Here is a 24,918-nt window from a genome sequence, read left to right as displayed (position 1 = left end):
TGGCCGGGTCGGTCATGGCTGCGTACGGTCGTCGCCGTCCGGCGCGACCCGGCCGTAGCCGCGGATGTCGGGGAACGGGGGCTCCTTGTCGGCCTGCAGGTCCACCTGGAAGGTGTTCAGGCACATACCGAGCATGGTGAAGTTGCCGAGCGCGCCGATGGTGTCGACCAGGCCCTTGGAGCCGAAGTGCGCCAGCGCCGCGGCGAAGGTCTCGTCGGTGACGAAGTGCTCGTCGAGGATCTCCCGGCAGAACTGGTAGAAGGCCTGGTCGGCCTCGTTGTCGAAGACCGCCTCGCGCTTCTCGGCGATGGCCTTGACCGCGGCCTCCGGGATGCCGGCCTCGATCGCCTGGTGCACATGCGCGTTCCAGGAGTACTGCGCGTCCCAGTTCCGGGCGGCCATCAGCAGCGTCAGCTCGCGCAGGTGCTTGGGGAGGCTGCAGTCGAAGCGGGCGAAGGCGCCCAGGGACTCGGCGCGCTCGCACATCTCGGGGCTGTGCAGCCAGACGCGGAACGGGCCGCGGACGGCACCGCGCCGGCCGGCGATGCGGGCGGCCAGCTCCTGCTGCCGCGCATCCATTTCCTCTTCGCTGAGAACGGGGAGCCTCATCTGGCCGATACCTGCCTTTTCTTTCCGGCGCGTTACTGGCACGGAAACGGGAAGCCGTGCGACGCCAGCCGACCGTACAGCCGGGTTCCGGCAGCTCAGCCCCCCTCGGACTGCAACGTAAAGGTGCACGCTGGAGGGCACCCAACAGAGGGGACGCCGCCTAACGTCGGTCGACGCAACATCCCGAAGTGGAGAGGAACTCCGGATGACCACGATCATCAAGGTCGCGTCGGTCCCGCTGCTGGACCGAGGGGGCGCCGTCGTCACGACGCCGCTGATCACCACGCCGTCGGCGAACGGCGAGAACAGGATCACCAGCGGGATGAGCGTCTACCCGGTCGGCTCCGGAGCCCCGCTGCACTCGCACAACTGCGACGAGCACGTGACGATCCTGGAGGGCGAGGCGGAGGTGTGGGTCGACGGCGAGGTGACCAAGCTGGAGCAGTTCGACACCACCTATATTCCGTCACCCATCCCCCACCTGTTCCGGAACGTCGGGGACACTCCCCTGCGCATCCTGTGGGTGTACTCCTCGGGCCATGTGACGCGGACGTTCACCGAGACCGGGAAGACGGTGGAGCACCTGTCCGCCGAGGACCAGATGGGCAAGGACTGACCCGACGAGGTCGACGTACCGGATCTCGTCGTCGAGCTCTGACAGCCTCAGCGAGAGGCGATCGCGTCCACGATCACATCCGCGACGCGGGCGGGCTGCTCGACCAGGAGCATGTGCCCGGCGTCGGGCACCGTGACCATGCGGACGTGCGGGCAGGCCTCCAGGTCCCGGCGTTCGCCGTCCGTCAGGCCGATCTCGTCGTGGTCGCCGCGCACCACCCAGGCCGGGACGGCGGCCTGGCACAGCCGCGGGACCAGTGAGGGATACCGGTCCAGGTACTCGTAGTAGCGCCGTACGATCCTTCGGCAGACCGCCCAGTCGTTGCCCGCCATGTCGGCCGACAGCGTCTCGGCCCGGTCGGCCGGCATCTCGCGCTTCATCGCCCTGGGCAGCACCTTGAGCATGCCCGCCCAGGCCGCGCCGCCGAGCCCCGGCGCCTTCCCCAGCGTGTTCATCACCGCCAGGAACTTCGCCTCGTCGCCGCGCGAGAAGGTCGGTGACAGCAGCACCAGCGGGCCCTTGAACAGCCCGGCGGCGGCCATCTCGATCGCCACGTTCGCGCCGAGGCTGTGGCCGACCAGCACATCGCAGCCGGTGTCGTCCGCGAAGCGTGCCATCAGCTCCGCGTAGTGCTCCATGCTCACGTCCTCGGGCGGGGCGGTCCCGGCGAACCCGGGCTGGGTCACCGCCACGAGGCTCAGGCCGGCGAGGGCGGGCTCGGCCATCACATCGGCGTAGAACTCGGTCGAGCACAGCCCGCCGGGGATCATCAGCACCCGGTGCGCGGCCTCGGCGGGGCCGGCGCGACGGACGTCCCAACGCTCGCTCATACACCGAGCGTGACCCCGTCACCGGCTGATCGCATCCGCTGCGCACGCCGGACGCCGGCCCCCGCGTCCCCTGCGGTGGCCGGCGTCCGTCCTGGTCCCCGGTGAGCGGTCAGTGAGCGGCGACCAGCTCCTGGTCGGCGTCGGCCGGGGCGCCCTTCTTCGGGCTGCGCAGGGCCGCGATCCCGATGAAGACCATGGACGACAGACCGGCGATGGCGAAGGCGGTGAAGCCCCAGTCGCCGTTGCCCGCGGCGAGCAGCTGGCCGCCGAGCCACGGGCCGAAGACGGCGCCGAAGCGGCCCATGCCGGAGGTCCAGCCGACGCTGGTGGCGCGGTTCTCCGGGGTGGAGCGGATCGAGACGGTCGCGTAGATCATCGTCTGGGCGCTGTTGAGGAAGACACCGGTGAGGAAGACGACGATCATCGTGACGGTCTGCGCCATGTGGACGCTGAGCAGGAAGACTCCCGCGGCGGTCAGCGCGAACCACAGGGCGGAGATGCGCGGGGCGCCGAAGCGGTCGGCGGCCCGGCCGGCGACCAGCATGCCCACGATGCCGCCCAGGTTGAAGACGACCACGAAGGACAGGGCGTCGCCGAGCGCGTAGCCCTCGGTGCGCATCAGGGTGGGCAGCCAGGTGGCGACGCCGTAGACCAGGAGCAGGCCGCCGAAGGAGGCGCACCAGTACAGCAGGGTCTGGACCCACTCGCCGCCGCGGAACAGGTTCTGCAGCGCGTCCCAGCGGTCGGCGGCCGTCTTCTTGCCGGCCGCGGCGGGCAGCTCGACGTCGTAGCGGGCGGCCAGCGAGGCGGCCTCCTCGGTCCGTCCCTTGGCGACCAGGAAGCTCAGCGACTCGGGCAGGAACTTGGCCAGTACCGGGGCGAAGACCAGCGGGGCCACGCAGACCCAGAAGGCGGCGCGCCAGCCGACCGGGTCTATCAGCCACTTCGCGACGTAGGCGGAGAGGATGCCGCCCGCGTGGTGCGCGGTCATCAGCATGCCGATGACGATGGCGGTGCGGCCGCGCGGGGCGTAGTCGGAGACCATGCTGATCGCGGTCGGCAGCAGACCGCCGAGGCCGACGCCCGCGAGGGTGCGGCCCAGGCCGAAGACCTCGACGCTGCCGGCGACCGCGCAGATCGCCGAAGCCAGCGAGAAGATCGTCACGCAGACGACCAGTAGCTTCTTGCGGCCGATCCGGTCGGCGACCGTGCCCGCCGTCAGCGCGCCGACCAGCATGCCGAAGGTGGCGTAGGAGCCCAGGTCGCCGGCCATGTCGGGGGTGAGGCCGAAGGTCTTGGTCTCCAGCAGGTGCGGCAGCACCGAGCCGTAGATGAACATGTCGAGGCCGTCGAAGAGCACGGCCAGCCAGCACAGTCCGATGACCAGGAAGGCCAGTCTGCTGACGCGAGCGGACGCGGTCGGGGAGGGGGAGGAAGACATCGTTGGTTACCTCTCGTACTTGGTGCGCTAGACGCTAGGGAGCCACCCGCCGAGAGTCAACATTTTTGTCAACAATCTCATCGACAATCCTGGCGAGTGGCCCCGAGGCCGGTTCAGCCGACCGGCGGCGTCCCGTGCGTGTGGAACGACTCGATGGTCTTCAGGCCCCAGGCCTGCCCCTTCTTGCGCTCCTCCTCGGTCCAGGTGATCAGCGGCCAGTCGGGCGCCAGGACGAGGCGGGTGAGCGGGTTGCACAGCTCGATGCGGTTGCCGCCCGGCTCGTAGACGTACAGGAAGAACGTCTGCTGGATGGCGTGCTTGTGCGGCCCCGTCTCGATGAACACGCCGGTGTCGATGGCGAGATCGGCGGCGCGCAGGATGTCCTCGCGGGTGTCGGTCGCGAAGGCGATGTGATGCAGCCGCCCTTCGGAACCGGTCCAGTCCTCGGTGTAGACGACGTCGTACGACTTGTTGGTGTACGTCAGCCAACGCGCGGCGATCCGCCCGGAGTCGAGCTGGATCTGCTCGGTGGGCCGGGCGCCGAGGACCTGTTGCTGGAACTCGGCGTTGGCCAGTACGTCGGCGGCGAGGAAGTTGATGTGGTCGAGCCGTCGTACGCCGACTCCCTTGTTGGGCTTGGCCTGCGGCTGGTTCTTGAGCGCGGGCCTGAGTCCCTCGGGGGCCTGGTAGTGCTCGCTCTCCCAGTACAGGGCGTGCTCGTGCCCGTCCGGGTCGGTGGTCAGGTACAGCCTGCCGAGGCCGGGTTCGTCCTCGACCCACTTACCGCTGCCGCCCGCGTCCTCGACCGCCTTGATACGGCGATGGAGCGCGTCCTCACTGGAGGTGCGCAGGGCGAGCCGGCCGAGGCCGGGCTGTTCGCGGGCGGTGAGGACCAGGCTGTGGTGCTCGTAGTCGTCAAAGGTCCGCAGGTAGACCGTGTCGCCGTCCTGGCCGTTGACCGTGAGGCCGAGGTAGTCGGTGAAGAAGGCGACGCTGGCGTCCAGGTCCGGGGTGTAGAGCTGGGCGTGGCCGATGTGCGCGATGTCGCCGAGCGGCGGAGTCATCGGTGACCTCCTTGGGGTTGCGGGGGGATCGGTGCCGTCTCGGCGGACCGCGGGAAGACGGTGCCGTCGAAGATCTTGCGGGCCGTGCGGACCACGGCGGTGCGGCGGGCGGCGGGGCGGCCGTCGGGGGTGGCTCCGAGGCTACTTTCGATGTCCAGGAATCCCGTGGGATGTTCTATGCGAATTCGGTCACTATCGGGATTGATCTCCGAGAGCTCAGCACCCACGCTGCCCTCGATCCGCAGCCCGGCGGCCACGCTGGCCGCGCCGAGCACGCCGATCGAGGTGTGGCAGCGGACCGGGATGAAGGTGCGGGTGGTGACCGCTCCCCCGTCCCGGGGCGCGGCGAGCAGCGTCAGCTTGGGCACGGTGGTGTCGGAGACATCGCCGAGGCCCATCAGCCGGCCGGCCTCCAGGCGGATCTCGTGCAGCCGGTCGGCGAGCGCGAGGTCCTCCTCCAGGTCCTTGGGCGTCTCGTAGCCGGTGACCTTGACGGACGTGGCCTCGACGAGGACGGTCGGCATGCCGTTGTCCACGCAGGTCACCCAGACGCCGGCGATCTCGTCGCGGACGTTGCCGGTGGGCAGCAACTGCCCCGCTCCGGCCGGGAATTCGATGACGACGGGCGCTGCCGTACCGGGCACGCCCGAGATCTCGGCGTCTCCCGCGTAGTCGACGCGGCCGCCCGGGGTCGGGAAGGTCGCCGTCGCGTGGTCGCCGGTGTTGACCATGCGGATGCGGACGGAGGTCTCCTCCTCCCCCGCCGGGACCAGCCCGCGTTCGACGGCGAACGGGCCGATGCCGGCGAGGATGTTCCCGCAGTTCTGACGGTCGCTCACCTCGGCCCGGTCGACGGCCACTTGGAGGAAGAGGTAGTCGACGTCGGCGTCCGGGTCGTCCGATGGCGACACCACGGCCACCTTGCTGGTGAGCGGGTGCGCGCCGCCCAGGCCGTCGATCTGCCGTTCGTCCGGGCTGCCCATGATCCTGAGCAACAGGTCGTCACGCAGGGCCGGTTCGGCGGGCAGGTCGGCGGCGAGGAAGTAGGCGCCCTTGGAGGTGCCGCCCCGCATCAGCAGGCAGCGCACCTCCTCGGGCCCGCCGGTCACGGCGACTCCTCCGTGTACTCCTCGTAGGTCCGGTACTCGACGCCGAGTCGCACCAGGGTCTCCCGCAACCCGTAGCGGTCCAGGCCGAGTTGGCCGTTGATGAAGGCGGCGCGAGTGGCGGCCTCCTTGGCCTCGCGGGCCTCCGACCTCTCCGCCGTCTCACGGGCGCGCTCACGCGGTACGACCACGACACCGTCGTCGTCGGCGAGGATCACGTCACCCGGGCGGATCACCTGGCCGTCGATGGCGATCGGCACGTTGACCGAACCGCCGGTGGCCTTGACCGTGCCCTGCGAGGAGACGGCCCGGGACCAGGCGGCGAAGCCCATGTCGCGCAGCTCCTGGGTGTCGCGGATGCCCGTGTTCAGCACGACGCCACGAACGCCGCGCGTCTGGAGGGCGGTGGCGAACAGCTCGCCGAACAGGCCGTCGGTACAGGGCGAGGTGGTGGTGACGACCAGGATGTCGCCCTCGCCGCACTGCTCGACGGCCGCGTGGATCATGAGGTTGTCGCCGGGCCAGCCGATCACGGTGACGGCGGTGCCCGCGACCCGTACACCCTGCTGGACGGGACGGATCTCGGGGCCGAGCAGGCCGGTGCGGCCCATCGCCTCGCTCACCGTCGCCACCCCGAAGCCGGCGAGCGCCTCGACGTCCTTCGGCTCCGTCTTCGGCGGGTTGGTGACGATCACGCCGCTCATGCCAGCTCCTTCGCGATCTGCGGGAACGGCCGCATGAACGCCTCGGCCATGGTGTTGTGCGCGAGGCCCAGGTTCGGGCCGGCGTTCCGCTTGAGCTGGACGCCACGGCGGACGGCGAGGTCGGTGTAGTAGGCCCACAGGTGCTGCTGGGCGCCGAGGCACTCCATGGCCTTGCGCTTGGTGTCCCAGACCTCGGTGATGTCGAGCAGCACCTCGGGCCTGAAGCCGCTCATCTCGGGCTGGTGCGGTTCGAAGTAGAAGACCGGCGGGGCGCCGATGATGTCGCCCTCGCCCGGGTAGCCGATGGCCTGCGCGAGGATACGGGCCTCCAGGGCCATCCGGTTGGCGGCCGGGTGGTCGCCGTTGTACGGGTCCTCGACGGGGTGGGTGAGCACGACGTCCGGCTGGGTGTCGCGGTAGACGGCGACGAGCTGGTCGGTCAGCTCGGCGGTGGCGATCAGCGGGTAGTCACCGGCGTCGAAGAAGCGGACCTCGGCGCCGAGGGTGTCGGCGGCCTTCTCCGCCTCCTCCCTGCGTATCGCCTTGATCTCCTCCAGTTTCTTGCCCTCGCGCCACGCCTTGGCGGACTCGCCGCGCTCGCCGAAGGTCAGACACGCGATGGTGACCTTCTCGCCGCGGGAGGCGGCCAGGGCGATGGCGCCGCCCGCCCGCCACACGAAGTCCCCGGCATGGGCGGTGACCACGAGGGTGGAGCGTGGGGTGGCGGGCGCGTTGGCCTCGGTCATGCTGAATTCTCCTTGATGACAGGTGGGCACCCGCCTCCCCCGCGTCCGGTACGCGTCGCGTCAGTCGCGCAGCGCCTCGATCACGCTGGTGAGGTGGGCACGGACGGCCGCCTCGGCCGCCTGCGGGTCCCTGGACCTGATCGTCTCGATCATCGCCAGATGCTCGTTCAGGGAGTGCTGCGGCCGTCCCGGTCGCAGCGCCAACTGGAAGCGGTGGCGCACCAGTTGGGCGTTGAGCCGCTCCAGCAGGTCCACTGCGGTGCGCTGGCCGGAGTACTCACGCACCTTGGCGTGCAGCTCCTGGTTGAGCTCGGAGTAGGTCACCGGCTCACCGTCGGCCACGGCCTTGGTCATCGCCGTGCCCAGCTCGGTCAGCTCGGCGAGCTGCTCGTCGCTGGCCAGCGTCGCCGCCTTGGCCGCGCACAGTCCTTCGAGGACCATCCGGCACTCGGTGATGGCGACCGCCTCCTCGACGGTCACCACCCGCACCCGCGAGCCGCGGTTGCGGATCCGCTCGACGAGGCCCTGGGCCTCCAGATCGATGAGTGCCGCACGGATGCTGGCCCGTGTCACACCGAACTGCTCGGCGAGCTCGTTCTCCACCAGCCGCTGCGCCGGTGCCATCTCGCCGTGCAGGATCGCCTGCCGCAGCTGCGCGAGCGCATGCTGTTTGGCCTGCTCCCCGGTGCTCGGACGGGCTTCTTTCGGCATCGCTGCCCTCCCTGAGTGAGTGCCTGTCGAACCTAAATCTAGCCAAACAAGATTGTCAACAATTTTGTCCGCCGTGTTGCCCGGGCAGGTCAGGTGTCGAGGATGCGGTCGACGCCCAGTGGCACCTCGTGCAGCACCAGTCGACTGCGCAGCTCCCGCACCCCGAGTTCGGCCTTCAGCCGGTCGATCACCGCCTCGAACTCGCGCGCGTCGACGCAGCTCATCCTCAGCTGGAAGTCGTAGTCGCCGGTGAGTCTCATGGCGCCGATCACCTGCGGCACGTCGTTCAACTGCGCCTCGAAGGCCTTGCGGTCCATCCGCTCGCCCAGGCGGATGTCGCTGATCATCTGCATACCGCGCCCGAACGCCTCCAGGTTCAGGTCGGCACGGTAACCGCGGATGACTCCGACCGCCCGGAGTCGACGCACCCGGTCGGCCACCGTGTTGGCCGACAGTCGCACCTGACGACCCAGTTCCTGGTAGGTCGCCCGGCCGTCCTGAAGGAGCAGGGCGAGGAGCTCGCGATCGATACGGTCCATGCCCCCCAGGCTACAGATCATCGGCGAATCTCTGCCTTCATCGAGATTTACGCGGCCCTTGAGCCGCAATCGCCGATAACTCCGAGCCAAAATCGGCGATATCGCTGCCAGCATCGCAGACATGGAAAACCTGCTGCTCCGGGTCGCTCTGACCCCATGTCTGGTGTTGGCCGTCTCCGTCGCCGCCCGTCGGCTCGGACCGCATCGGGGCGGCCTGCTGATCGGAGCGCCGACGAGCACGGGGCCGTTCCTGCTGCTGATGTGCTCCACCTACGGACCCCGAACCGCGGCGCGCGCCGCGCACGGCTGTGTGACGGGAACCCTGGTAGTGGCCTGCTTCGGCTTCGCCTACGCGCACTTCGCCCGGGCCCTGCGGCCGGCCTGGACACTGCCGTCGGCCCTGGCGGGCGCGGCCACCGCCGGCCTGGCCGGCACCCTGCTCGGCAACACCCTGGCGACCGCCGGCCTGACCGCGGCGGTGATCCTCGCCGGTCTGGCGACATGCCCTCCCGGCGACCGGGGCCACCGGCCGCCGAGCCGGTCCCGGGCCTGGGAGATACCGCTGCGGATGGCGATGGCGACCACGATGGTCCTCACCGCCGCGGCCGCCGCCCGCACACTCGGTTCCTTCGTCGGCGGCATGCTGTCCGCACTGCCGATCCTGCTGGCCATCATGGGCACGGCGCTGCACCGCACGGCCGGAGCGCCCGTCGCGACCGACCTGATGCGAGGGGCGCTGAGCGCCACGACCGGGACACTCTGCTTCCTGCTGGTGCTCGGCGCCACGCTGGTGCCGCTCGGCCCGGCCCTCGCCTTCCCGCTCGGCCTGGCCGCACTGACAGCGGCCCAGTCGCTGGTACGACTCCCCCTGGCCCGCCCGGCCACGACCTGACGGACGGAAGCCCGGGCGGCCGGGACCGTGGGCGTCAGCCGGCCGGCGTCACGGGCAGCGAATCCTCCGCATGGGCCACGAAGTCGTCGACCAGTCGGTGGAAAAGCGCGGCGAGCTGTTCCAGGTCGCCCTCCGACCACTCGGCCAGGGCCATCTCCAGACCCTTGCGGCTGACCTCGCGGATCCGTTCGACCGCCGCGATGCCGAGGTCCGTGAGCTGGACGCGCTGGGCTCTCCGGTCGTCCGGGTCGGCGATCCGGACGACGTAGCCGCCCTGCTCCAACTGCCGCAGCTGACGGGTGACATGGGAGGCCTCCACCGAGAGGCGGACCGCCAGCACGCCGGGGCGCATCGGCTCGCTCTCGGCGATGTGCCGCAGGATGGCGACGGCGGCCCGGTCGAGCGGCAGCTCGGCCATGGCCATCAGACGCTCATGCTGCCGGGCCCGTCCGGCCAGGTAGGTGACACGCGTGAGCGCCTGCTCGATGTCGGTCACGTTCGCCGGAACGGAAGCCGAGGCGGATCGTTGTGCGGGCATGCACACCAGCGTAAATCTACTTGCCTAACTTAAGCAATATGCAGATGGTTGCTTGACTTAAGTAATGCGACTGTGCTTGCCTAAGTCAAGCAAGCCCATGCAGACCGGGCCGCAACTGAGCGGAGGCGGCCCCTGCGCGCCGGTTCCGTGGGGACGGGAACGGCGCAGTCACCGGGCCCGGCCCGTCGGAGCACTCCCCCCTTCCGACGCCGGGCCCGGTGGCACCCCCACTCCCGCACCTCCAGAAAGCGAGTCCTTCCATGGCCACGATGAAGTCCGTCACGACCGGCGCCGAGAACAAGATCGACGTCGTCGACATCGAGCGTCCCGTGCCGGGGCCGAAGGACGTGCTGATGAAGATCCGCGCGTGCGGCATCTGCGGTACCGACACGTTCTTCCTGCACATCGGCGGGATGCCGGCCGGCGCCGACGGATCGATGCGGCCCATTCCGCTGGGCCACGAGCCGGCCGGCGAGATCGTGGAGGTGGGGGCCGAGGTCACCGAGCTGAAGGTCGGGGACCGCGTGGTGGTCAACCCGCAGGGCGTGCCCTCGGGGATCATCGGGTGCGGCGGCGAGCACGGCGCGATGAGCGAGTACCTGCTGCTCGAGGACGCGGAGATCGGCAAGACCGTCGCGGTCTTCCCGGACACCGTGCCCTTCGACGTGGCCTCGCTGAACGAGCCGATGGCGGTCGCCCGCCACTGCGTCAACCGGTCCGAGGCCAAGCCGGCCGACAAGGTGGTGGTCTTCGGCGCCGGGCCCATCGGCCTCGGCGCCACCATCTGGCTGAAGCTGCGGGGTGTCGAGCACGTGGTCGTCGCCGACGTCATTCCCGAGCGCCTCGAGACCGCGCTGGCGGTGGGGGCGGACGCCGTCATCAACTCCGCCACCGAGGACGTCACCGCCCGGCTGACCGAGCTGCACGGCGAGGCGACCAACGCGCTGGGGCAGCCGCGGGCCGGGACCGACATCTACATCGACGCGGCGGGTGTCGCCGCCGTGTTCAACGCGACCGTGGACGCGGCCAAGTGGGGCGCCAAGCTGGTGATGGTCGCCGTGCAGAAGAAGGGCGCCGACATCGACCTCGGCGGGATGCTGCGCAGTGAGCTGACGCTGGTCGCCTCGCAGGGGTACCCGACGGAGATCTTCGAGGTCACGCCGGAGATCGTGGAGCACCACGAGCGGTTCGCGAAGCTGATCAGCCACCGGGTGCCGTTCACGGAGGCCGAGCGGGCGTTCGAGCTCGCCATGACGCCGGGCGCTGCGGAGAAGGTCGTCGTCACCTTCGATTCGTAGGCCTTCTGATCCGGGGCGTGGCGGGTTGTCGGGTGGCTGCGGGTTCGTCGTGGCTGGTCGCGCAGTTCCCCGCGCCCCTTACGGGGCGCTTTCCCCACGGCGTTTCTGACAGGAACCCCACTTCCATGATCGACCATCTGATACGTCCGTCCCGTACCCGGCCCCGACCCGTTGACGCCGTCGTCGCGGGCACGCTCTTCGCCTGCTCGTTTCCCGGCAGTCTGATCACCGTTCCCGGGCGGAACCTCGGGGTTTCCTGGTGGCCGGGTGTGCTGTTGGCCGGGGTGTCCTGTGTCGCGCTGCTGTGGCGGCACGGTCGGCCGCGGGCCACCGTCGTCGTCACCCTCTTCTGCGCCACCGTCGCGTCCGTGCTCGGTTATCTCCTCACCGTGCTGTTGCTCGCGCCACTCATGGTCGCGCTGTACTCGCTGGCCGTCGGGACCGACCGCAGGACCGCCAACACCTTCACCGTCACCGGCATCGCCGTACTCGTCGGCTCGGGACTGCTCGCCGGCTCCTCGGGCGAGCCCCTGGTGCTCAAGCTGCTCGGGCCCGCCGCCTGGCTGCTGCTGCCGACCTCGCTCGGCACGGTGAGCCGGCTGCGCGCCGCCTACCTGGACGCCGTACAGGCGCGGGCCGAGCATGCCGAGCGCACCCGGGAGGAGGAGGCCCGGCGGCGGGTCACGGAGGAGCGGATGCGGATCGCCCGGGACCTGCACGACGTCGTGGCCCATCACCTCATCCTGGCCAATCTCCAAGCCGGTGCGGTGGTACGGCAGTTGCCGGGGCGCCCCGAGGAAGCGGCGCGGCTCGCCTCGGAGTTGAGCGGTACCACCGCCTCCGCCGTCCGGGAGCTCAAGGCCACCGTCGGGCTCCTGCGGCACAACGGCGACGCCGAGGAACCGCTGCAACCCACGCCGGGCTTGGCCCAACTGCCCGCGCTGGCCGCCTCCTTCGAGCACGCCGGGCTCGCGGTCAGGGTCAGCACCGAGGGTGAGCCCGGTCCGCTCTCCGCCGGTGCGGATCTCACGGCGTACCGGATCGTCCAGGAAGCACTGACCAACGTCACCAAGCATGCCGCAACCCGCGAGGCCGAGGTGCGGCTCGTCTACTCCGCCGGGACCCTCGCGGTCACCGTCGCCAACGAGGGGACGGGCGCGCCGGTCGTGCCCGCTCCCCCGGGCGGTGGGTACGGCGTGATGGGCATGCGTGAACGGGCCCGCTCGGTTGGCGGGCGGCTGCGCGTGGGGCCCCGCCCCCGGGGCGGCTTCGAGGTCGTCACCGAGCTGCCGCTCGGCTGAGAGACCCACCCGCAAAGTTCCACTTGCTTAAGTCAATCAATTCTGTATATGCTTGCGTAAGTCAAGCAATGAACCCCTTGCTGGAGGCCCAGCCATGTCCGACGCCCTGACCCGACCCGCCGACGCGGGGACATCAGCCCCGCCGAAGCCGAACGCCGTGGTGGCGGTGCTGGCCCTGGCCGGAATCGTCGTCTCCCTGATGCAGACCCTGGTCATCCCGATCGTCCCGGAGCTGCCCACCCTGCTGAACGCCTCGGCCTCGAACACCGCCTGGGCCGTCACCGCCACCCTGCTCGCGGCCGCCGTGGCCACCCCGGTCGTCGGACGCCTCGGCGACATGATCGGCAAGCGGCGGATGCTGCTGGTCAGCATCGTGCTGCTGGTCTCCGGCTCCGTGGTCTGCGCCCTCTCCGACTCCCTGGTGCCGATGATCATCGGCCGTACCCTCCAGGGTCTCGCCGCCGCCGTGGTGCCGCTGGGCATCAGCATCATGCGGGACGCGCTGCCGGCCGACCGGCTGGCCGGGTCCACCGCGCTGATGAGCGCCTCGCTGGGTGTGGGTGGTGCGCTGGGTCTGCCGGCCGCCGCGTTCATCGCCGACAAGTGGGACTGGCACATCCTGTTCTGGGTCTCGGCCACGCTGGGTGCCGTCGCCTTCGCGCTGGTGCTGATGATCGTCCCCGAGTCCAAGGTCCGCACCGGTGGCCGCTTCGACGGGGTCGGCGCGCTCGGTCTGTCCGCCGGTCTGGTCTCCCTGCTGCTGGCCGTCTCCAAGGGCGGTGACTGGGGCTGGACGTCCGGCAGCACGCTGGGTCTGGGCGCCGCCGCCGTCGTGATCCTGCTGAGCTGGGGCTTCTGGGAGCTGAGGGCCAAGCAGCCGCTGGTGGACCTCCGTACCACCGCCAAGCCGCAGGTGCTGTTCACCAACCTCGCCTCGATCGCCCTCGGCTTCTCGATGTTCGCGATGTCCCTGGTGCTGCCGCAGCTGCTCCAGCTGCCCACTCAGACCGGCTACGGCCTCGGCAAGTCCATGCTGACGGTCGGCCTGGTGCTCGCCCCGCAGGGCCTGGTCATGATGGTCATGTCCGCTGCCTCCGCGAAGGTCACCCAGGCGAAGGGCCCGAAGGTCACCCTGATGATCGGCGCGTTGATCGTGGCTGCCGGCTACTCGCTGAACATCGTGCTCATGAGCGAGGTCTGGCACCTGATCCTGGTCTCCTGCATCATCGGCGCCGGTGTCGGCTTCACCTACGGCGCGCTGCCGGCCCTGATCATGGGTGCGGTCGACCCCTCGCAGACGGGTGCCGCGAACAGCCTCAACACCCTGATGCGCTCCCTGGGCACCAGCTTCGCCAGCGCCCTGGCCGGTGTGATCCTGGCCCAGATGACCACCGACTTCGGCGGTCACGCGCTGCCCGCGGAGAACGGCTTCAAGGTCGTGATGGCCATCGGCGCCGGAGCCGCCCTGCTGGCCTTCCTGGTCGCCTCCTTCATCCCGCGCCGCCGGACCCCGGCCGCGGTGGAGGCCGAGACGGACAAGCAGCCCGAGGAGGTCGCCGCCAAGGCCTGACGCCCCGTCAAGCGCCGTACAGACGGCCGTCGTTCCGCTTCGGCGGGGTGGCGGCCGTCCGGCGTTCGCGATACCGGTTCAGGGCGCCGGGAACTCCGGTTCCACGCCCTCGTACGCCGCCCGCAGCACCGCGAGCGCCCCGTCCGCCGTGACGGCGCGGGGGTTGGCGTAGGCCTGGCCCGCGGTCTCGGTGGCGGCCTGGGTCAAGTCGGTCTCCTTCAGACCGAGTTCGGCGAGTGAGCGGGGGGCGCCCAGGCGGACGGCGAGGTCGCGGAGGGCTCGGGGGACGTCGGTCGTGTCCAGGGCGCGGGCCAGCGTGGCCACGGCGTCCGGGACCGCGGGGGCGTTGAAGGCAAGGGCGTAGGGCAGGACCACGGTGTGGGTGTCGGCGTGCGGGAGGCCGAAGGTGCCGCCGAGGACGTGGCAGAGCTTGTGGTGCAGGCCCATCGTGGTGGCGCCGAGGCAGGAGCCGCACAGCCAGGCGCCGTAGAGGGCTTGCCCTCGGGCCGCCGGGGAGTCGGGGGCGTCGGCCACCGCGGGCAGGGCGGTCGCCATGGCCCGTACGCCTTCCGCCGCCATCAGGGCGATCAGGGGGGAGGTGTCGGGGGCGTACAGCGCCTCGACGGCGTGCGCGATCGCGTTGACACCGCTGGTCACGGAGAGCGGTACCGGGAGGGAGAGGGTGAGCTCGGGGTCGTAGACGACCGCGCGCGGGAGTACGACGGGGTCGCGGCCGGTGCGTTTGGCGCCGTGCTCGGTCAGGCCCCAGACCGGGGTCATCTCCGAGCCCGAGTAGGTGGAGGGCACGGCGATCAGCGGGAGGCCGGTGCGCAGGGCGATCGCCTTGCCGAGGCCGATCGAGGAGCCGCCGCCGACCGCGACGCAGCCGTCGGCACCGGCCGCGCGGGCCGCCTCGACGGCCCGGTCGGCGACCTCGACCGGGACGTGCATCCGGGCCCCGTCGTGCAGGCCCGCGCAGGCGGGCCCGAGCGAGTCGGCGACCGCCCGCGCGGTGGCCGCCCCGTGGCTGCCGCAGACCACAAGGAGCCGGCGCAGGCCGAGCCCGGCGGCCTCGCCGGCGGTCGCGGTGGTGGCCGCGCCGGGGCGGAAGACGACCCGGACCTGCCGGGATTCATGGGTGAAGTCGAGGAGGTCCTTCACGAGCGCTCCAGTACGAGGTCGAAGCGGGCGTGCCGGAACGGGTTCGGGATGCCGAACTCCCGCGCCAGGGACGGGTCGTCGGTCTCGGTGAAGTCCTGGACCAGGCTTTCCTTGACGGCGAACACGGCGTCCGAGTCGAGGTAGTCGGTGCCCGCGACGAAGATGTGCGTGGTGACCGGCGCGTGTCCTTCGGCCGAGGCGATGAAGTGGATGTGGGCCGGGCGGTAGGGGTGACGGCCGGTGGCCTGGAGGAGGTCGCCGACCGGGCCGTCGGTGGGGATGGGGTAGGGGCTCGGCACGCAGGTGCGGAACCAGAAACGGCCCTCGGCGTCGGCCGTGAACAACCCGCGCCCGTTGCCCGGCGGCTGAACCTCCGGCTGCTGGACGTCGTAGAAGCCGTTCCCGTCGGCCTGCCAGACGTCGACTGCCGCGCCCGGCAAGGGAGTTCCGTCCCGGGACAGGACCCGGCCGCTGACCACGCAGGGCTCGCCGCCGCCCACCAGGTCGATGTCCGCGCCGAGTCGGCGGGCCGGGGACTCGGTCATGTGGAAGGGGCCCAGGACCGTCGACTCGGTGGCGCCGGGGGCGCGGTCGCCGTTGATCGTCTCGACGAGCATCGAGAGGCCGAGCACGTCGGAGAGGAGGATGAACTCCTGCCGGGTGTCCGTACAGGTCTGCCCGGTCGCGGTGAGGAAGCCGATCGCCCGCTCCCACTCCCCCTGCGTCAGCCGGGTCTCGCGGGCGAAGGCGTGCAGATGGCGGATCAGGCCGGTGAGCAGCTCGTGCAGGCGTGGGTCGGTGGTGCCGGCCAGGCTGGTCACGGCCTCGTCCGTGACCGTCCGGTCCGTGGCGTCCGTGGTCATGTCGGCTCCCTTCCGCGGTGTGCGTGGATTCCGCGGTGTGCGTGGCTCAACCGAACCAGACGAGAAGCCGCACGTGCTCGTCGCCGTACCCGGCCGCCAGCTCCCGCATGGTGCGCCACACGTGCGCCCAGCATCCCCCGTCCGGTGGGGCGAGCATCCGCGCGGTGGGTACGACGGGCCGGTAGACGGCGCCGTCGAGGTGCACCTCGCTGCCGGGCGGCCACTCGGGCGGGGCCAGCAGGAGGTCCCCGCCGAAGGTACGGGCGGCGGCCTCGCGCAGGCCCGGTGTCACCCGTACGAGATCCTGGCCTTCACGGTCTTGCCGCAGCGCCCGGTTCCAGGCGGGGCCGGCGGCGAGCGGCTCGTCCCAGTCGACGGCGGCCACCTCGGGCCAGGTCGCGTACGTATGACTGTGCTGCCAGTCGCCGACGGCCGCCTCCCGCGAGGCCTCCGAGACGTCCGGCGGCAGTCCGCGGGCGGCCCACAGCGGCCGCTGTACGTCGCCCGTGCCGCGGACGCCGAAGAGGCACTCCCAGGCGTCGTAGTCGCGCGGCGGCCGGAAGTCCAGCAGATCGGCCTCCAACTGCCAGTGCCCGTCGGCCGATCGGCATTCGATGACGCCGTCGATGTCGGTCCCCACGGCGCACGACCCTACGGCACGTCGGGCCGCCTCGGGCACGATCACTTGATGATCGCGTTCGCGATGACCACGACGACCCCGAGCAGGGCGTCCACCGCGCCGATGAGCAGGGCGACCGGCCAGGTGCGGCGGGACCAGCGGGCGGTGACCAGGCCGAGGGTGAACAGCAGAACGATGTTCAGGGCGAACGCCACGTACTCCACCCCTTTGGGCGGCCACCAGCCCCAGCCGGCCCCCGCGAGCAGCAGCACGGTCGGCAGCACCGCCGTGACCAGGGGCCACTCGTCGGCGAGGGTGTGCAGGGCGTCCCAGCGGCGGTGCGGTTCGCGCTCGGCGATGTAGTGGGCGTAGCCGTGGGCGAGGGCCGAGGCCAGCGCGGTGACCAGGAGCCAGAGCGCGTCGTAGCGGCGGCTGGCGCGGGAGGTCTCGCCGTACTGGGTGAGCGCGGCGACCATCGAGCAGGCGAGGACGGAGCCGTAGACCCCGCCGAAGAGCACGGCCTCCCGGGTGTCGTGCTGCCGTGGCTCGCGGACGGCCGTGGTGGTCTGCGCCATGCCTTCCACGATCACCCGGCTCCGGCCGGGCCGCCAGTCGCGACGAAGTGTCCTCCCACCTGCGCCGATACCGCACACAGTGTCCACGCCCGGCGGCCCGTCGATCTCGGTAGGGTCGGCCCATGACCCACAGCTTCGTAGTGCACGTCCCGGACGCCGAGCTCGAACCGGAGCCCCTCGCGCCGGAGCAGATCGTCTCCGGGACGCCGGAGGTGACCGGGAAGGTCGTCTGGGAGTCGGCGGACGGGAAGCAGATCCGGGGCGTCTGGCAGATCACGCCGGGCGTGGTCACGGACACCGAGGCGGACGAGCTGTTCGTGGTGATCAGCGGGTCGGCGACCATCGAGGTGGCGGGCGGGCCGACGCTGACGGTCGGGCCCGGGGACCTGGCGGTGCTGCGTGAGGGCGACCGTACGACGTGGACGGTGCACGAGACCCTGCGGAAGGCGTACGCCATCAATCTGTAAGCAGCCCAACGCCTTTGGCGAGCGCGTCGACGACGGACTGCGGTGGCTCGTCGGGGACGCCGGGTCGCCAACCCGGCCGCCGGGTGCGGGCGGTGAGCGGGAGTTCCACCTGGACTCCCCCGCCGCGGGTCAGGTTGACCGGGTTCCTGGAGTGCAGGCCGCGCAGGGCGACGGGGATCTCCTCCAGGTCCGTGACCGCGTGGAACTCCGGGTGCAGGGCGGCCAGTCCGGAGGCCAGCAGGTGCGCGGCGGGGCGGTTGGCGCCGCCGAGGAAGATGGACCGGGGTGTCGCCCGGCGCATGTGGCCGTGCAGGGAGACCGTGACGGCCACGTGGGACAGGAAGTCCCGCAGCAGTTCGCAGTGTTCGACGGCCATCCGCGGGGACGGGATGTGCACCGGCTCGGGCTTGCCGGGCTGGGTGAAGACCAGGCTGGTGGCGCCGCAGCGCCCGGCCACGGAGCGCGCGAGTTCGGCCGTACCGCCCTCGTTGCTGCCGTGCAGGGCCAGCAGGCCGACCTCGCCGCCCGTGGTCAGGGTGGCGAGGATCCGTACCCCTTCGATCTCCACCTCTTCGGTCCTCGTCGTCACTCGGCGTCCCCTCAACTCGTCGCCTGCGGTGGCATGTTGTACGGCGTCACCACTTGGATCGCCGACGGCAGGGTGGGTCCCGCGGGCGGCAGGGCGCCGTGTGCGCGCATGACGATGTGGCAGGCCTCGCGCATGTCCTGGCGCAGGTCGTGGTGGAGGACGGCGGAGAGGCGGTGCTCGCGCAGCAGGCGGGTGTTGTCGTGGTCGAGGTCGTGCGCGACGAACACCGCGCACTCCCGGCCGAGGTCCTCGAAGGCGCGCAGAGTGGCGATGTTGCCGCCGCCGATGGAGTAGACGGCGCGGATCGCCGGGTCGCGTTCGAGGGCGGCGCGGACGAGTTCGTACTGGGTGGCGTCCAGGCCCTGGCCCTCGGCTATCTCGACCAGCGTGCGCTCCGGGTGCAGGGTGCGCATGGCGCTGCGGAAGCCCATCTCGCGCTCCTCCTCGTTGCGGAAGAAGCCGCTGCTGAGGCTGGTCAGCACGTTGCCGGGGCGGTCGCCGAGCCACTGGCCCATGAGGTACGCGGCGGTCGCGCCGGCGGCCCGGTTGTCGATGCCGACATAGCCGAGGCGCGGGGTCGCGGGCAGGTCGGTGACCAGGGTGACGACCGGGATGCCCGCGTCGGCGAGGCGGCCGACGGCGGCGGTGACCTCGGGGACGTCCGGGGCCTTGAGGATCACACCCTGGGAGCCGCGCCGGGCGATCCGGTCCAGGCTCCTGGTCAGCTCCGGCACCGGGCCGGTCTCCCGGAAGTGGAAGCGGGAACGCACGACGGCCGGGTGCAGGGACGGCAGCTCCGCCTCCAGGGCCGCCCGCACGGCGGTGGAGAACCGCTCGGGCGTCTGCATCACGATGTCGATCATGAACGTGCGGCCGACCAGCCGGACCTGGGTGCGCTGCCGGTCCAGGTCGGCGATGGCCTGCTGGACCTCCCGCGCCGTGCTGGCGCGGACCCCGCCCCTGCCGTTGAGCACCCGGTCGACGGTGGCCTCGCTCAGGCCCGCCTGACGTGCGATCTCCCGGATCGGGAAGGGGTGCCCCATGGGCCGGCTCCTTGAGGGGTTTTTGATGGCCGCCTGCTGGTTGTTCGACGGGTTTGTACTGACAAGAATGACAGCGCGGCCCCGACCTGTCACCGGTGCCGCTGGCCCCTCCCCCAGAAGGGACGACGATGTCCTTCACCTCCGTACGACACCGTGCGTGGCTGTCCGAGCGGGACTGCGACCTCGACGGCTTCCGTGAACTCGTCGAGCGGACCACCGACCTCGCGGACTACCCGTACGCCTCCGCGGTGGAGCGCAACGTCCTGGTCTACGACAGCGAGCGGCTCCTGAAGGCCGAGCGGCGGGCGGTGCAGGCCGAGCTCGCGCGGGCCCTCGGCGACGGGCCCGGCATCGTCGTCTTCCAGGGCGCCTTCCCCGACCACTCGGTCGTCGACCGGCTCAGCGCCGTGTTCGACGCCCTGATCGCCGAGCAGCGCGCCTCGGGCGCGGGCGCCGGGGACCACTTCGCCAAGCCCGGCGCCAACGACCGGGTGTGGAACGCGCTGGAGAAGGCGGCCCTGTACGACCCCGAGGCGTTCGCCGACTACTACGCGAGCGACATCCTGGCGCTGGTCTCGGAGGCCTGGCTCGGCCCCGGCTACCAGGTCACCTCGCAGGTCAACGTGGTCAACCCGGGCGGCCAGGCGCAGACCGTGCACCGGGACTACCACCTCGGCTTCCTCACCAACGAGGTCGCCGCCGCCTACCCGGCCCACGTCCACGTCCTCTCCCCCGTGCTCACCCTCCAGGGCGCCGTCGCGCACTGCGACATGCCCGTGGAGTCCGGGCCGACGATGTACCTCCCGCACTCGCAGAAGTACGAGCCCGGCTACCTCGCCTGGCGACTGCCCGAATTCCAGGCCTACTTCGAGGCCGAGCACGTCCAGCTCCCCCTCGCCAAGGGCGACGCGGCCTTCTTCAACCCGGCGCTGTTCCACGCGGCCGGCACCAACCGCTCCGCGGACATCCGGCGGATGGCCAACCTGCTCCAGGTGTCCTCCGCCTTCGGGCGGGCCATGGAGACGGTGGACCGCGAGGCGGTCGCGAACGCCGTCTTCCCGACCCTCCTCAGGCGCAGTTCCGAGGGCGTCGGCGAAGAGTGGCTGGAGCACGTGATCGCCGCGAGCGCCGAGGGCTACCCCTTCCCCACCAACCTCGACAGCGACCCGCCGGTCGACGGACTCGCCCCGCCCTCCCAGGCGGACGTGGTCCGGCGCGCGCTCGCCGAGAACCGGACTCCCGAGGCCCTCCGGGCCGAGCTGCGGGCCGGCGCCGAACGCCGGGAAAGCTGAAAGGACGTTCTGCAGTCATGGGACTTCTCGACGACAAGGTCGTTCTCGTCAACGGCGGCAGTCAGGGTGTCGGCGCCGCCATCGCGCGGGCGGCGGTCCGCGAAGGCGCGATCGTCTCCGTGACCGGCCGGCGGCCGGCGCCGGGCGAGGAGCTGGTGGCCGAGCTGACGGCGTCCGGCGGCAAGGCGATGTTCATCCGCGCCGACCTCTCGGACGCCGAGCAGGCGCGGACCGCCGTGGGTGACGTGGTCGCCGCGTACGGGCGGATCGACTGCCTGGTCAACTCCGCCGGACTCACCTCCCGGGGCACCCTGCTCGACACCACGCCCCAGCTCTTCGACCAGCACATCGCGATCAACCTGAAGGCGCCCTTCTTCGCCATGCAGGCCGCCGTCGCGGACATGGTCTCCCGCAAGTCACCGGGCACCATCGTCAACATCATCACCTCCTCGGCGCACGGCGGGCAGCCCTTCCTCGCCCCGTACGTCGCCGCGAAGGCGGGCCTGATCGGCCTGACCCGCAACGCCGCGCACGCCCACCGCTGGGACCGGGTCCGGATCAACGGCCTCAACATCGGCTGGACGGCCACCGAGGGCGAGGACGCCACCCAGAAGACCTTCCACGGCGCCGACGACGACTGGCGCGAGGAGGCCGCGGCCAAGCTGCCGATGGGCAAGCTGGGCCAGCCGGACGAGATCGCCGACTTCGTGGTCTTCCTGCTGTCGGAGCGATCGGGCGTGGTGACCGGATCGGTGATCGACTGGGACCAGAACGTCCTCGGCGGCCTCGACTAAGACCCCCCTCGGCAAACCCGCACCCTGCAAGGAGCAACACCCCATGCGTATCGGAATCCTCGGCCTCGGCCGCATCGGCGCCTTCCACGCCGAGACCCTGTCCGGACTCGACGCGGTCGAGTCGCTGGTGCTCACCGACCCGTTCGCGGACGCCGCCAAGTCGGCCGCGGAGCGGTTCGGCGGCGAGGTCGTGGACTCGCCGGAGGCCCTGTTGGCCGCCGGTGTGGACGGCATCGTGATCGCGGCCGCCACGGACGCCCACCCCGGGCTGATCCTGGCCGGCGTCGAGGCCGGCATCCCCGTCTTCTGCGAGAAGCCCGTCGCCAAGACCATGACCGAGGGCGTGCAGGTCCTCAAGGCCGTCCAGGGCTCGGACGTGCCGATCCAGATCGGCTACAACCGCCGCTTCGACGCCGGCTTCGTCGCCGCCCGCGCGGCCGTGCAGGCCGGCGAGCTGGGCAAGCTGCACACCGTCCGCTCCACCACCCTGGACCCGGCTCCCCCGCCGGCCGCGTACATCGCCGCCTCCGGCGGCATCTTCCGCGACTGCTCGGTGCACGACTTCGACATCATCCGCTGGGTGACCGGCCGCGAGGTCGTCGAGGTGTACGCCGTCGGCGGCAACCGGGGCGCGGACTACATCAAGGAGGCGGGCGACGCCGACACCACCGGCGCGATCCTCACCCTCGACGACGGCACCATCGCGGTGGTCTCCAACTCCCGCCACAACGCCCGGGGTTACGACGTCCGCATGGAGATCCACGGCTTCACGGACTCCATCGCGGTCGGCCTGGAGGACAAGCTCCCGCTGCGCTCGGTCGAGCCCGGCGTGACCTTCCCGGCCGGCACCCCGCACGACTTCTTCATGGACCGGTTCACCGCGGCCTACCGCGCCGAACTCACCGCGTTCACCGAGGTCGTGGCCGGGCAGCGCCCCTCGCCCTGCACGATCGAGGACGCGCTGGAGGCGGGCTGGATCGCCGACGCGTGCACGCTGTCGCTGCACGAGCACCGGCCGGTGACCATCGCCGAGGTCCGCAGCGCCTGACGGGCGCCCACGGTTCTCGTGTTCCGGGCACGGAACGGCCTCCGGTGCCCGGAACACGAGTGTGCGAACGGTCACGTTGCCCCAGTCGGTCACGCCCAGGCGATCTCCGGGTACGAGCATGAGATCCCGCCGGCCGGACCGACCGAGGAGCGATGCGCATGACCGAACAGACCTTCACTTCAAGGGAGTTACGTCCCCGCACGGTCGCCGTCATCGGCGCGGGCCCCAGCGGTCTCGCCGTCGCCCGGGAGCTGGAGCGGGCCGGGCACCGGGTGACCGTCCTCGAAGAGCGGGACACGGTCGCCGGGAAGTGCGAGAGCGTGGACGTCGACGGCCGGGCCTACGACCTCGGCGGACACATCTGCACCACCCGGTACGAGCGGATCGCGGAGCTGGTGACCGAACTGGACGTGGAGACGGAGCGCACCAGCCGGTACCGCGTCCTCGACGTCGAGGGGCGCGCGGCGACCCGGCAGGCGATGTCGTTCCTGCGCGAGGAATCCTTCCTGCGCTACCTGGCGCTGCGCGAACGGGAGTTCCCGCACATCGCCGACCCCGGCCTCGCCCACTCCGCGCGGGCACTGGCCGCCCCGGTCACGCAGTGGCTCGCCGAGCACGACCTCCAGTCCCTGGCCGAGTCCTTCGGCACGGGTTACACGGCGGCCGGATACGGCTACCTCGACGACGACGTACCGGCCCTGTACCTCGTCAAGTACGCCGAGATGACGGGCCTGTTGGCCGGTCCGCCCGAACTCCTGGGCCACACGGGCGCGTTCACGGTCGTGGGCGGGTTCGGCGCGCTGTGGCGGCGGGTCGCCGAGGAGCTGAAGGACGTGCGCTGTGGGGTGCGGGTGGAGTCGGTCGAGCGGCGGGCGGAGGGGGTACGGGTGCACACGGACGTCGGCCCCGTGGAGGCGGACGACCTGGTGCTCGCCGTCGCCCTCGACCGCGTCCTGCCGGTCCTGGACGCCACCGAGGAGGAGCGCGACCTGGCCTCCCGGATCCGCGCCAACGCCTACCACACCACCCTCGCCACCGCGTCCGGCCTGCCGGCGGACGCCTTCTACTTCCTCGACGCCCACACCGCGAGCCGCGAGTCGAAGGGCCACTGCGTCTCGTACCACCACCGCTACCCGGACAGCGACGTGCGGACCTTCTACTCCTACGGACACCCCGAGGACGTCGGCGCGCGGCTGCGGGAGGACGTGGCCGGGCTCGGCGGGCGGCTGGAGGCGGTGCATCTGGAGCGCGAGTGGGCGTTCATGCCGCACTTCGCCTCCGGCGACCTCGCGGACGGCGCCCTGGACCGGCTGGACGCGCTCCAGGGCCGTAACCACACCTACCACGTGGGCGGTCTGCCCGCGTTCGAACTGATCGAGTGCGCCGTCGCCCACGCCCAGGACCTCGCCCGCCGCCGCTTCCCGCCGGCGGGCGGCACACTGACACTGCCGTAACGGATCAAGGAGGAACCGACGTCATGAGCGAGACGAGCCGGGAACCACTGCGCATCGGAGTACTGGGCGCCGCGCGGATCACCGGGCGCGCCCTGATCGAGCCGGCCCGGGCGACCGGGCACCGCGTCGTCGCGGTGGCCGCCCGCGACCGGTCCCGTGCCGAGGCCTTCGCCGCCGAGCACGGCGTGGAGCGGGTCGCCGGCTCGTACGCCGAACTGCTGGCCGACCCCGAGGTGGAGGTCGTCTACAACCCGCTCGCCAACGGGCTGCACGGCCCCTGGAACCTCGCCGCGCTCGCGGCCGGCAAGCACGTCCTGTCGGAGAAGCCGTCGGCGAGCAACGCCGAGGAGGCGGCCGAGGTACGGGAGGTGGCGGCCAAGGCCGGCACGGTCTTCATGGAGGGCTTCCACTACCTCTTCCACCCGGTCACGCGGCGGCTGCACGAACTCCTCGACAGCGGTGAACTGGGCGACCTGCAACGGGTGGAGACGATGGTCGCGATCGGCGCCCCGGAGGACACCGACCCGCGCTGGTCCCTCCCCCTCGCCGGCGGCGCCATGATGGACCTCGGCTGCTACGGCCTGCACGCCCAGCGCATGCTGGCTCCCTGGACGGGCGGCGCCCCGAGCCTCGTCTCCGCACAGGGTGGCGAACGGGCCGGCACCCCGGGCGTCGACGAATGGCTGGACGCCGAACTCGCCTTCCCCAGCGGCGTCACCGGCTCCGCCCGCTGCCACATGGCCTACGACGGACTGGACATGGGCTGCCGGATCGTGGGCACGAAGGGCGAGGCCCTCGCCCCGAACTTCGTCCTCCCCCACCTCGACGACCGTGTCGTGGTCCGTACGGCGGAGGGCGAGCGGACGGAACGGCTCGGCACCCGGTCCTCGTACACGTACCAGCTGGAGGCGTTCGCGGCGCGGGTCCGCGAGGGCGCTCCGCTGGCGCTGGACGCGGACGACGCGCTGGCGACGATGACGCTGATCGACGAGTGCTACCGGGCCGCGGGGTTCGAGCCGCGGCCACGGACGACGATCGGGAGCTGAAC

The 24,918-nt window shown here is 71.3% G+C and carries 27 protein-coding genes; 11 read left to right on the top strand and 16 right to left on the bottom strand.

The features are described 5' to 3' along the window. Window positions 1-12: 12 nt before the first annotated feature. Window positions 13-579: a carboxymuconolactone decarboxylase family protein gene (locus ACQEWB_RS43540; protein ID WP_432841340.1), complete on the bottom strand. Its 567-nt coding sequence runs from the start codon at window positions 577-579 to the stop codon at window positions 13-15. Between the two features lie 235 nt (window positions 580-814). Between ACQEWB_RS43540 and ACQEWB_RS43535 the strand changes: the two genes are divergently transcribed. Beyond that, a complete protein-coding gene (locus ACQEWB_RS43535) occupies window positions 815-1,225 on the top strand; it encodes a cupin domain-containing protein (RefSeq protein WP_432841338.1) in 411 nt (136 codons plus the stop codon). A 47-nt stretch (window positions 1,226-1,272) separates the two neighbouring features. On the opposite strand, the gene ACQEWB_RS43530 is transcribed toward ACQEWB_RS43535, so the two are convergent. The 8 genes from ACQEWB_RS43530 to ACQEWB_RS43495 all read right to left on the bottom strand — a co-directional run bounded on the left by ACQEWB_RS43530 (window position 1,273) and on the right by ACQEWB_RS43495 (window position 8,366). Further along, window positions 1,273-2,055 (bottom strand): alpha/beta fold hydrolase, encoded by a 783-nt coding sequence (locus ACQEWB_RS43530; RefSeq protein ID WP_432841336.1) that lies wholly within the window; start codon window positions 2,053-2,055, stop codon window positions 1,273-1,275. Window positions 2,056-2,164: 109 nt separating this feature from the next. Then, window positions 2,165-3,496 carry an MFS transporter gene (locus tag ACQEWB_RS43525; RefSeq protein WP_432841334.1) on the bottom strand — a complete coding sequence of 444 codons (1,332 nt, stop codon included), beginning with the start codon at window positions 3,494-3,496 and terminating at the stop codon, window positions 2,165-2,167. Window positions 3,497-3,609: 113 nt separating this feature from the next. After that, window positions 3,610-4,560 (bottom strand): catechol 2,3-dioxygenase, encoded by a 951-nt coding sequence (locus ACQEWB_RS43520; RefSeq protein WP_432841332.1) that lies wholly within the window; start codon window positions 4,558-4,560, stop codon window positions 3,610-3,612. Further along, complete coding sequence (locus tag ACQEWB_RS43515; protein ID WP_432841330.1) at window positions 4,557-5,669, bottom strand: 4-oxalomesaconate tautomerase; 1,113 nt, start codon at window positions 5,667-5,669, stop codon at window positions 4,557-4,559. The genes ACQEWB_RS43520 and ACQEWB_RS43515 overlap by 4 nt, the downstream gene beginning before the upstream one ends. Next, window positions 5,666-6,370: a 4-carboxy-4-hydroxy-2-oxoadipate aldolase/oxaloacetate decarboxylase gene (locus ACQEWB_RS43510; RefSeq protein WP_432841328.1), complete on the bottom strand. Its 705-nt coding sequence runs from the start codon at window positions 6,368-6,370 to the stop codon at window positions 5,666-5,668. The genes ACQEWB_RS43515 and ACQEWB_RS43510 overlap by 4 nt, the downstream gene beginning before the upstream one ends. Further along, window positions 6,367-7,116: a PIG-L deacetylase family protein gene (locus ACQEWB_RS43505; protein WP_432841326.1), complete on the bottom strand. Its 750-nt coding sequence runs from the start codon at window positions 7,114-7,116 to the stop codon at window positions 6,367-6,369. Before ACQEWB_RS43505 ends, ACQEWB_RS43510 begins: the two co-directional genes overlap by 4 nt. Window positions 7,117-7,176: 60 nt before the next feature. Beyond that, the gene (locus tag ACQEWB_RS43500; protein WP_432841324.1) at window positions 7,177-7,827 is read right to left on the bottom strand and encodes a GntR family transcriptional regulator; all 651 of its coding nucleotides are present in this window, start codon (window positions 7,825-7,827) and stop codon (window positions 7,177-7,179) included. An 89-nt stretch (window positions 7,828-7,916) separates the two neighbouring features. Continuing rightward, entirely contained in the window at window positions 7,917-8,366 is a 450-nt protein-coding gene (locus ACQEWB_RS43495) for an Lrp/AsnC family transcriptional regulator (protein WP_432841322.1), read from the bottom strand. 121 nt (window positions 8,367-8,487) lie between these two features. Between ACQEWB_RS43495 and ACQEWB_RS43490 the strand changes: the two genes are divergently transcribed. Next, the gene (locus tag ACQEWB_RS43490; protein ID WP_432841320.1) at window positions 8,488-9,258 is read left to right on the top strand and encodes a hypothetical protein; all 771 of its coding nucleotides are present in this window, start codon (window positions 8,488-8,490) and stop codon (window positions 9,256-9,258) included. 34 nt (window positions 9,259-9,292) lie between these two features. Here ACQEWB_RS43490 and ACQEWB_RS43485 read toward each other — a convergent pair whose 3' ends face one another. After that, window positions 9,293-9,796 carry a MarR family winged helix-turn-helix transcriptional regulator gene (locus ACQEWB_RS43485; RefSeq protein WP_432841318.1) on the bottom strand — a complete coding sequence of 168 codons (504 nt, stop codon included), beginning with the start codon at window positions 9,794-9,796 and terminating at the stop codon, window positions 9,293-9,295. Between the two features lie 260 nt (window positions 9,797-10,056). Here ACQEWB_RS43485 and ACQEWB_RS43480 point away from each other — a divergent pair, with 260 nt between their 5' ends. From ACQEWB_RS43480 to ACQEWB_RS43470, 3 genes are all read left to right on the top strand, one after another. Continuing rightward, a complete protein-coding gene (locus ACQEWB_RS43480; RefSeq protein ID WP_432841316.1) occupies window positions 10,057-11,094 on the top strand; it encodes a zinc-dependent alcohol dehydrogenase in 1,038 nt (345 codons plus the stop codon). Window positions 11,095-11,219: 125 nt separating this feature from the next. Then, the gene (locus ACQEWB_RS43475; RefSeq protein ID WP_432841314.1) at window positions 11,220-12,395 is read left to right on the top strand and encodes a sensor histidine kinase; all 1,176 of its coding nucleotides are present in this window, start codon (window positions 11,220-11,222) and stop codon (window positions 12,393-12,395) included. Window positions 12,396-12,489: 94 nt separating this feature from the next. Further along, window positions 12,490-13,965, top strand: coding sequence for an MFS transporter (locus ACQEWB_RS43470; protein ID WP_432841312.1), 1,476 nt, complete (start codon window positions 12,490-12,492; stop codon window positions 13,963-13,965). A gap of 78 nt (window positions 13,966-14,043) precedes the next feature. Here the strand turns inward: ACQEWB_RS43470 and ACQEWB_RS43465 are convergent, their stop codons facing one another. Genes ACQEWB_RS43465 through ACQEWB_RS43450 form a run of 4 tightly spaced genes read right to left on the bottom strand, consistent with a single transcriptional unit; the run spans window position 14,044 to window position 17,183 of the window. Next, window positions 14,044-15,126, bottom strand: a complete 1,083-nt coding sequence (locus ACQEWB_RS43465) for a maleylacetate reductase (RefSeq protein ID WP_432841310.1) — start codon at window positions 15,124-15,126, stop codon at window positions 14,044-14,046. Further along, window positions 15,123-15,989 carry an intradiol ring-cleavage dioxygenase gene (locus ACQEWB_RS43460; RefSeq protein WP_432841308.1) on the bottom strand — a complete coding sequence of 289 codons (867 nt, stop codon included), beginning with the start codon at window positions 15,987-15,989 and terminating at the stop codon, window positions 15,123-15,125. The genes ACQEWB_RS43465 and ACQEWB_RS43460 overlap by 4 nt, the downstream gene beginning before the upstream one ends. 46 nt (window positions 15,990-16,035) lie before the next feature. Continuing rightward, entirely contained in the window at window positions 16,036-16,629 is a 594-nt protein-coding gene (locus tag ACQEWB_RS43455; RefSeq protein WP_432841306.1) for a hypothetical protein, read from the bottom strand. A gap of 41 nt (window positions 16,630-16,670) precedes the next feature. Beyond that, a complete protein-coding gene (locus tag ACQEWB_RS43450) occupies window positions 16,671-17,183 on the bottom strand; it encodes a hypothetical protein (protein WP_432841304.1) in 513 nt (170 codons plus the stop codon). 122 nt (window positions 17,184-17,305) lie between these two features. On the opposite strand from ACQEWB_RS43450, the gene ACQEWB_RS43445 reads away from it, so the two are divergent. Beyond that, window positions 17,306-17,650 (top strand): cupin domain-containing protein, encoded by a 345-nt coding sequence (locus tag ACQEWB_RS43445; protein WP_432841302.1) that lies wholly within the window; start codon window positions 17,306-17,308, stop codon window positions 17,648-17,650. Here the strand turns inward: ACQEWB_RS43445 and ACQEWB_RS43440 are convergent. Both ACQEWB_RS43440 and ACQEWB_RS43435 read right to left on the bottom strand, forming a co-directional pair. Beyond that, window positions 17,640-18,239: a poly-gamma-glutamate hydrolase family protein gene (locus ACQEWB_RS43440; RefSeq protein ID WP_432841300.1), complete on the bottom strand. Its 600-nt coding sequence runs from the start codon at window positions 18,237-18,239 to the stop codon at window positions 17,640-17,642. The two genes, ACQEWB_RS43445 and ACQEWB_RS43440, sit on opposite strands and share 11 nt — an antisense overlap. Before the next feature lie 11 nt (window positions 18,240-18,250). Continuing rightward, complete coding sequence (locus ACQEWB_RS43435) at window positions 18,251-19,282, bottom strand: LacI family DNA-binding transcriptional regulator (protein WP_432841298.1); 1,032 nt, start codon at window positions 19,280-19,282, stop codon at window positions 18,251-18,253. Window positions 19,283-19,410: 128 nt separating this feature from the next. Here ACQEWB_RS43435 and ACQEWB_RS43430 point away from each other — a divergent pair, with 128 nt between their 5' ends. The 5 genes from ACQEWB_RS43430 (at window position 19,411) to ACQEWB_RS43410 (ending at window position 24,916) form a co-directional block, all read left to right on the top strand. Next, window positions 19,411-20,574 (top strand): phytanoyl-CoA dioxygenase family protein, encoded by a 1,164-nt coding sequence (locus tag ACQEWB_RS43430; protein WP_432841296.1) that lies wholly within the window; start codon window positions 19,411-19,413, stop codon window positions 20,572-20,574. Between the two features lie 17 nt (window positions 20,575-20,591). Further along, window positions 20,592-21,368, top strand: a complete 777-nt coding sequence (locus ACQEWB_RS43425) for an SDR family oxidoreductase (protein WP_432841292.1) — start codon at window positions 20,592-20,594, stop codon at window positions 21,366-21,368. A 43-nt stretch (window positions 21,369-21,411) separates the two neighbouring features. Further along, the gene (locus ACQEWB_RS43420) at window positions 21,412-22,416 is read left to right on the top strand and encodes a Gfo/Idh/MocA family protein (RefSeq protein ID WP_432841290.1); all 1,005 of its coding nucleotides are present in this window, start codon (window positions 21,412-21,414) and stop codon (window positions 22,414-22,416) included. Window positions 22,417-22,574: 158 nt separating this feature from the next. After that, on the top strand, window positions 22,575-23,870 hold the full coding sequence (locus ACQEWB_RS43415) for a protoporphyrinogen/coproporphyrinogen oxidase (protein WP_432841288.1): 1,296 nt from the start codon (window positions 22,575-22,577) through the stop codon (window positions 23,868-23,870). A gap of 23 nt (window positions 23,871-23,893) precedes the next feature. Continuing rightward, a complete protein-coding gene (locus tag ACQEWB_RS43410; protein WP_432841286.1) occupies window positions 23,894-24,916 on the top strand; it encodes a Gfo/Idh/MocA family protein in 1,023 nt (340 codons plus the stop codon). Window positions 24,917-24,918: the final 2 nt, after the last annotated feature.

This window comes from Streptomyces sp. CA-249302, assembly GCF_050936785.1.
Taxonomy (GTDB): Bacteria; Actinomycetota; Actinomycetes; order Streptomycetales; family Streptomycetaceae; genus Streptomyces.
Note: the sequence above shows the minus strand (reverse complement) of the source record. Positions and strands in the feature narration are given on the sequence as shown.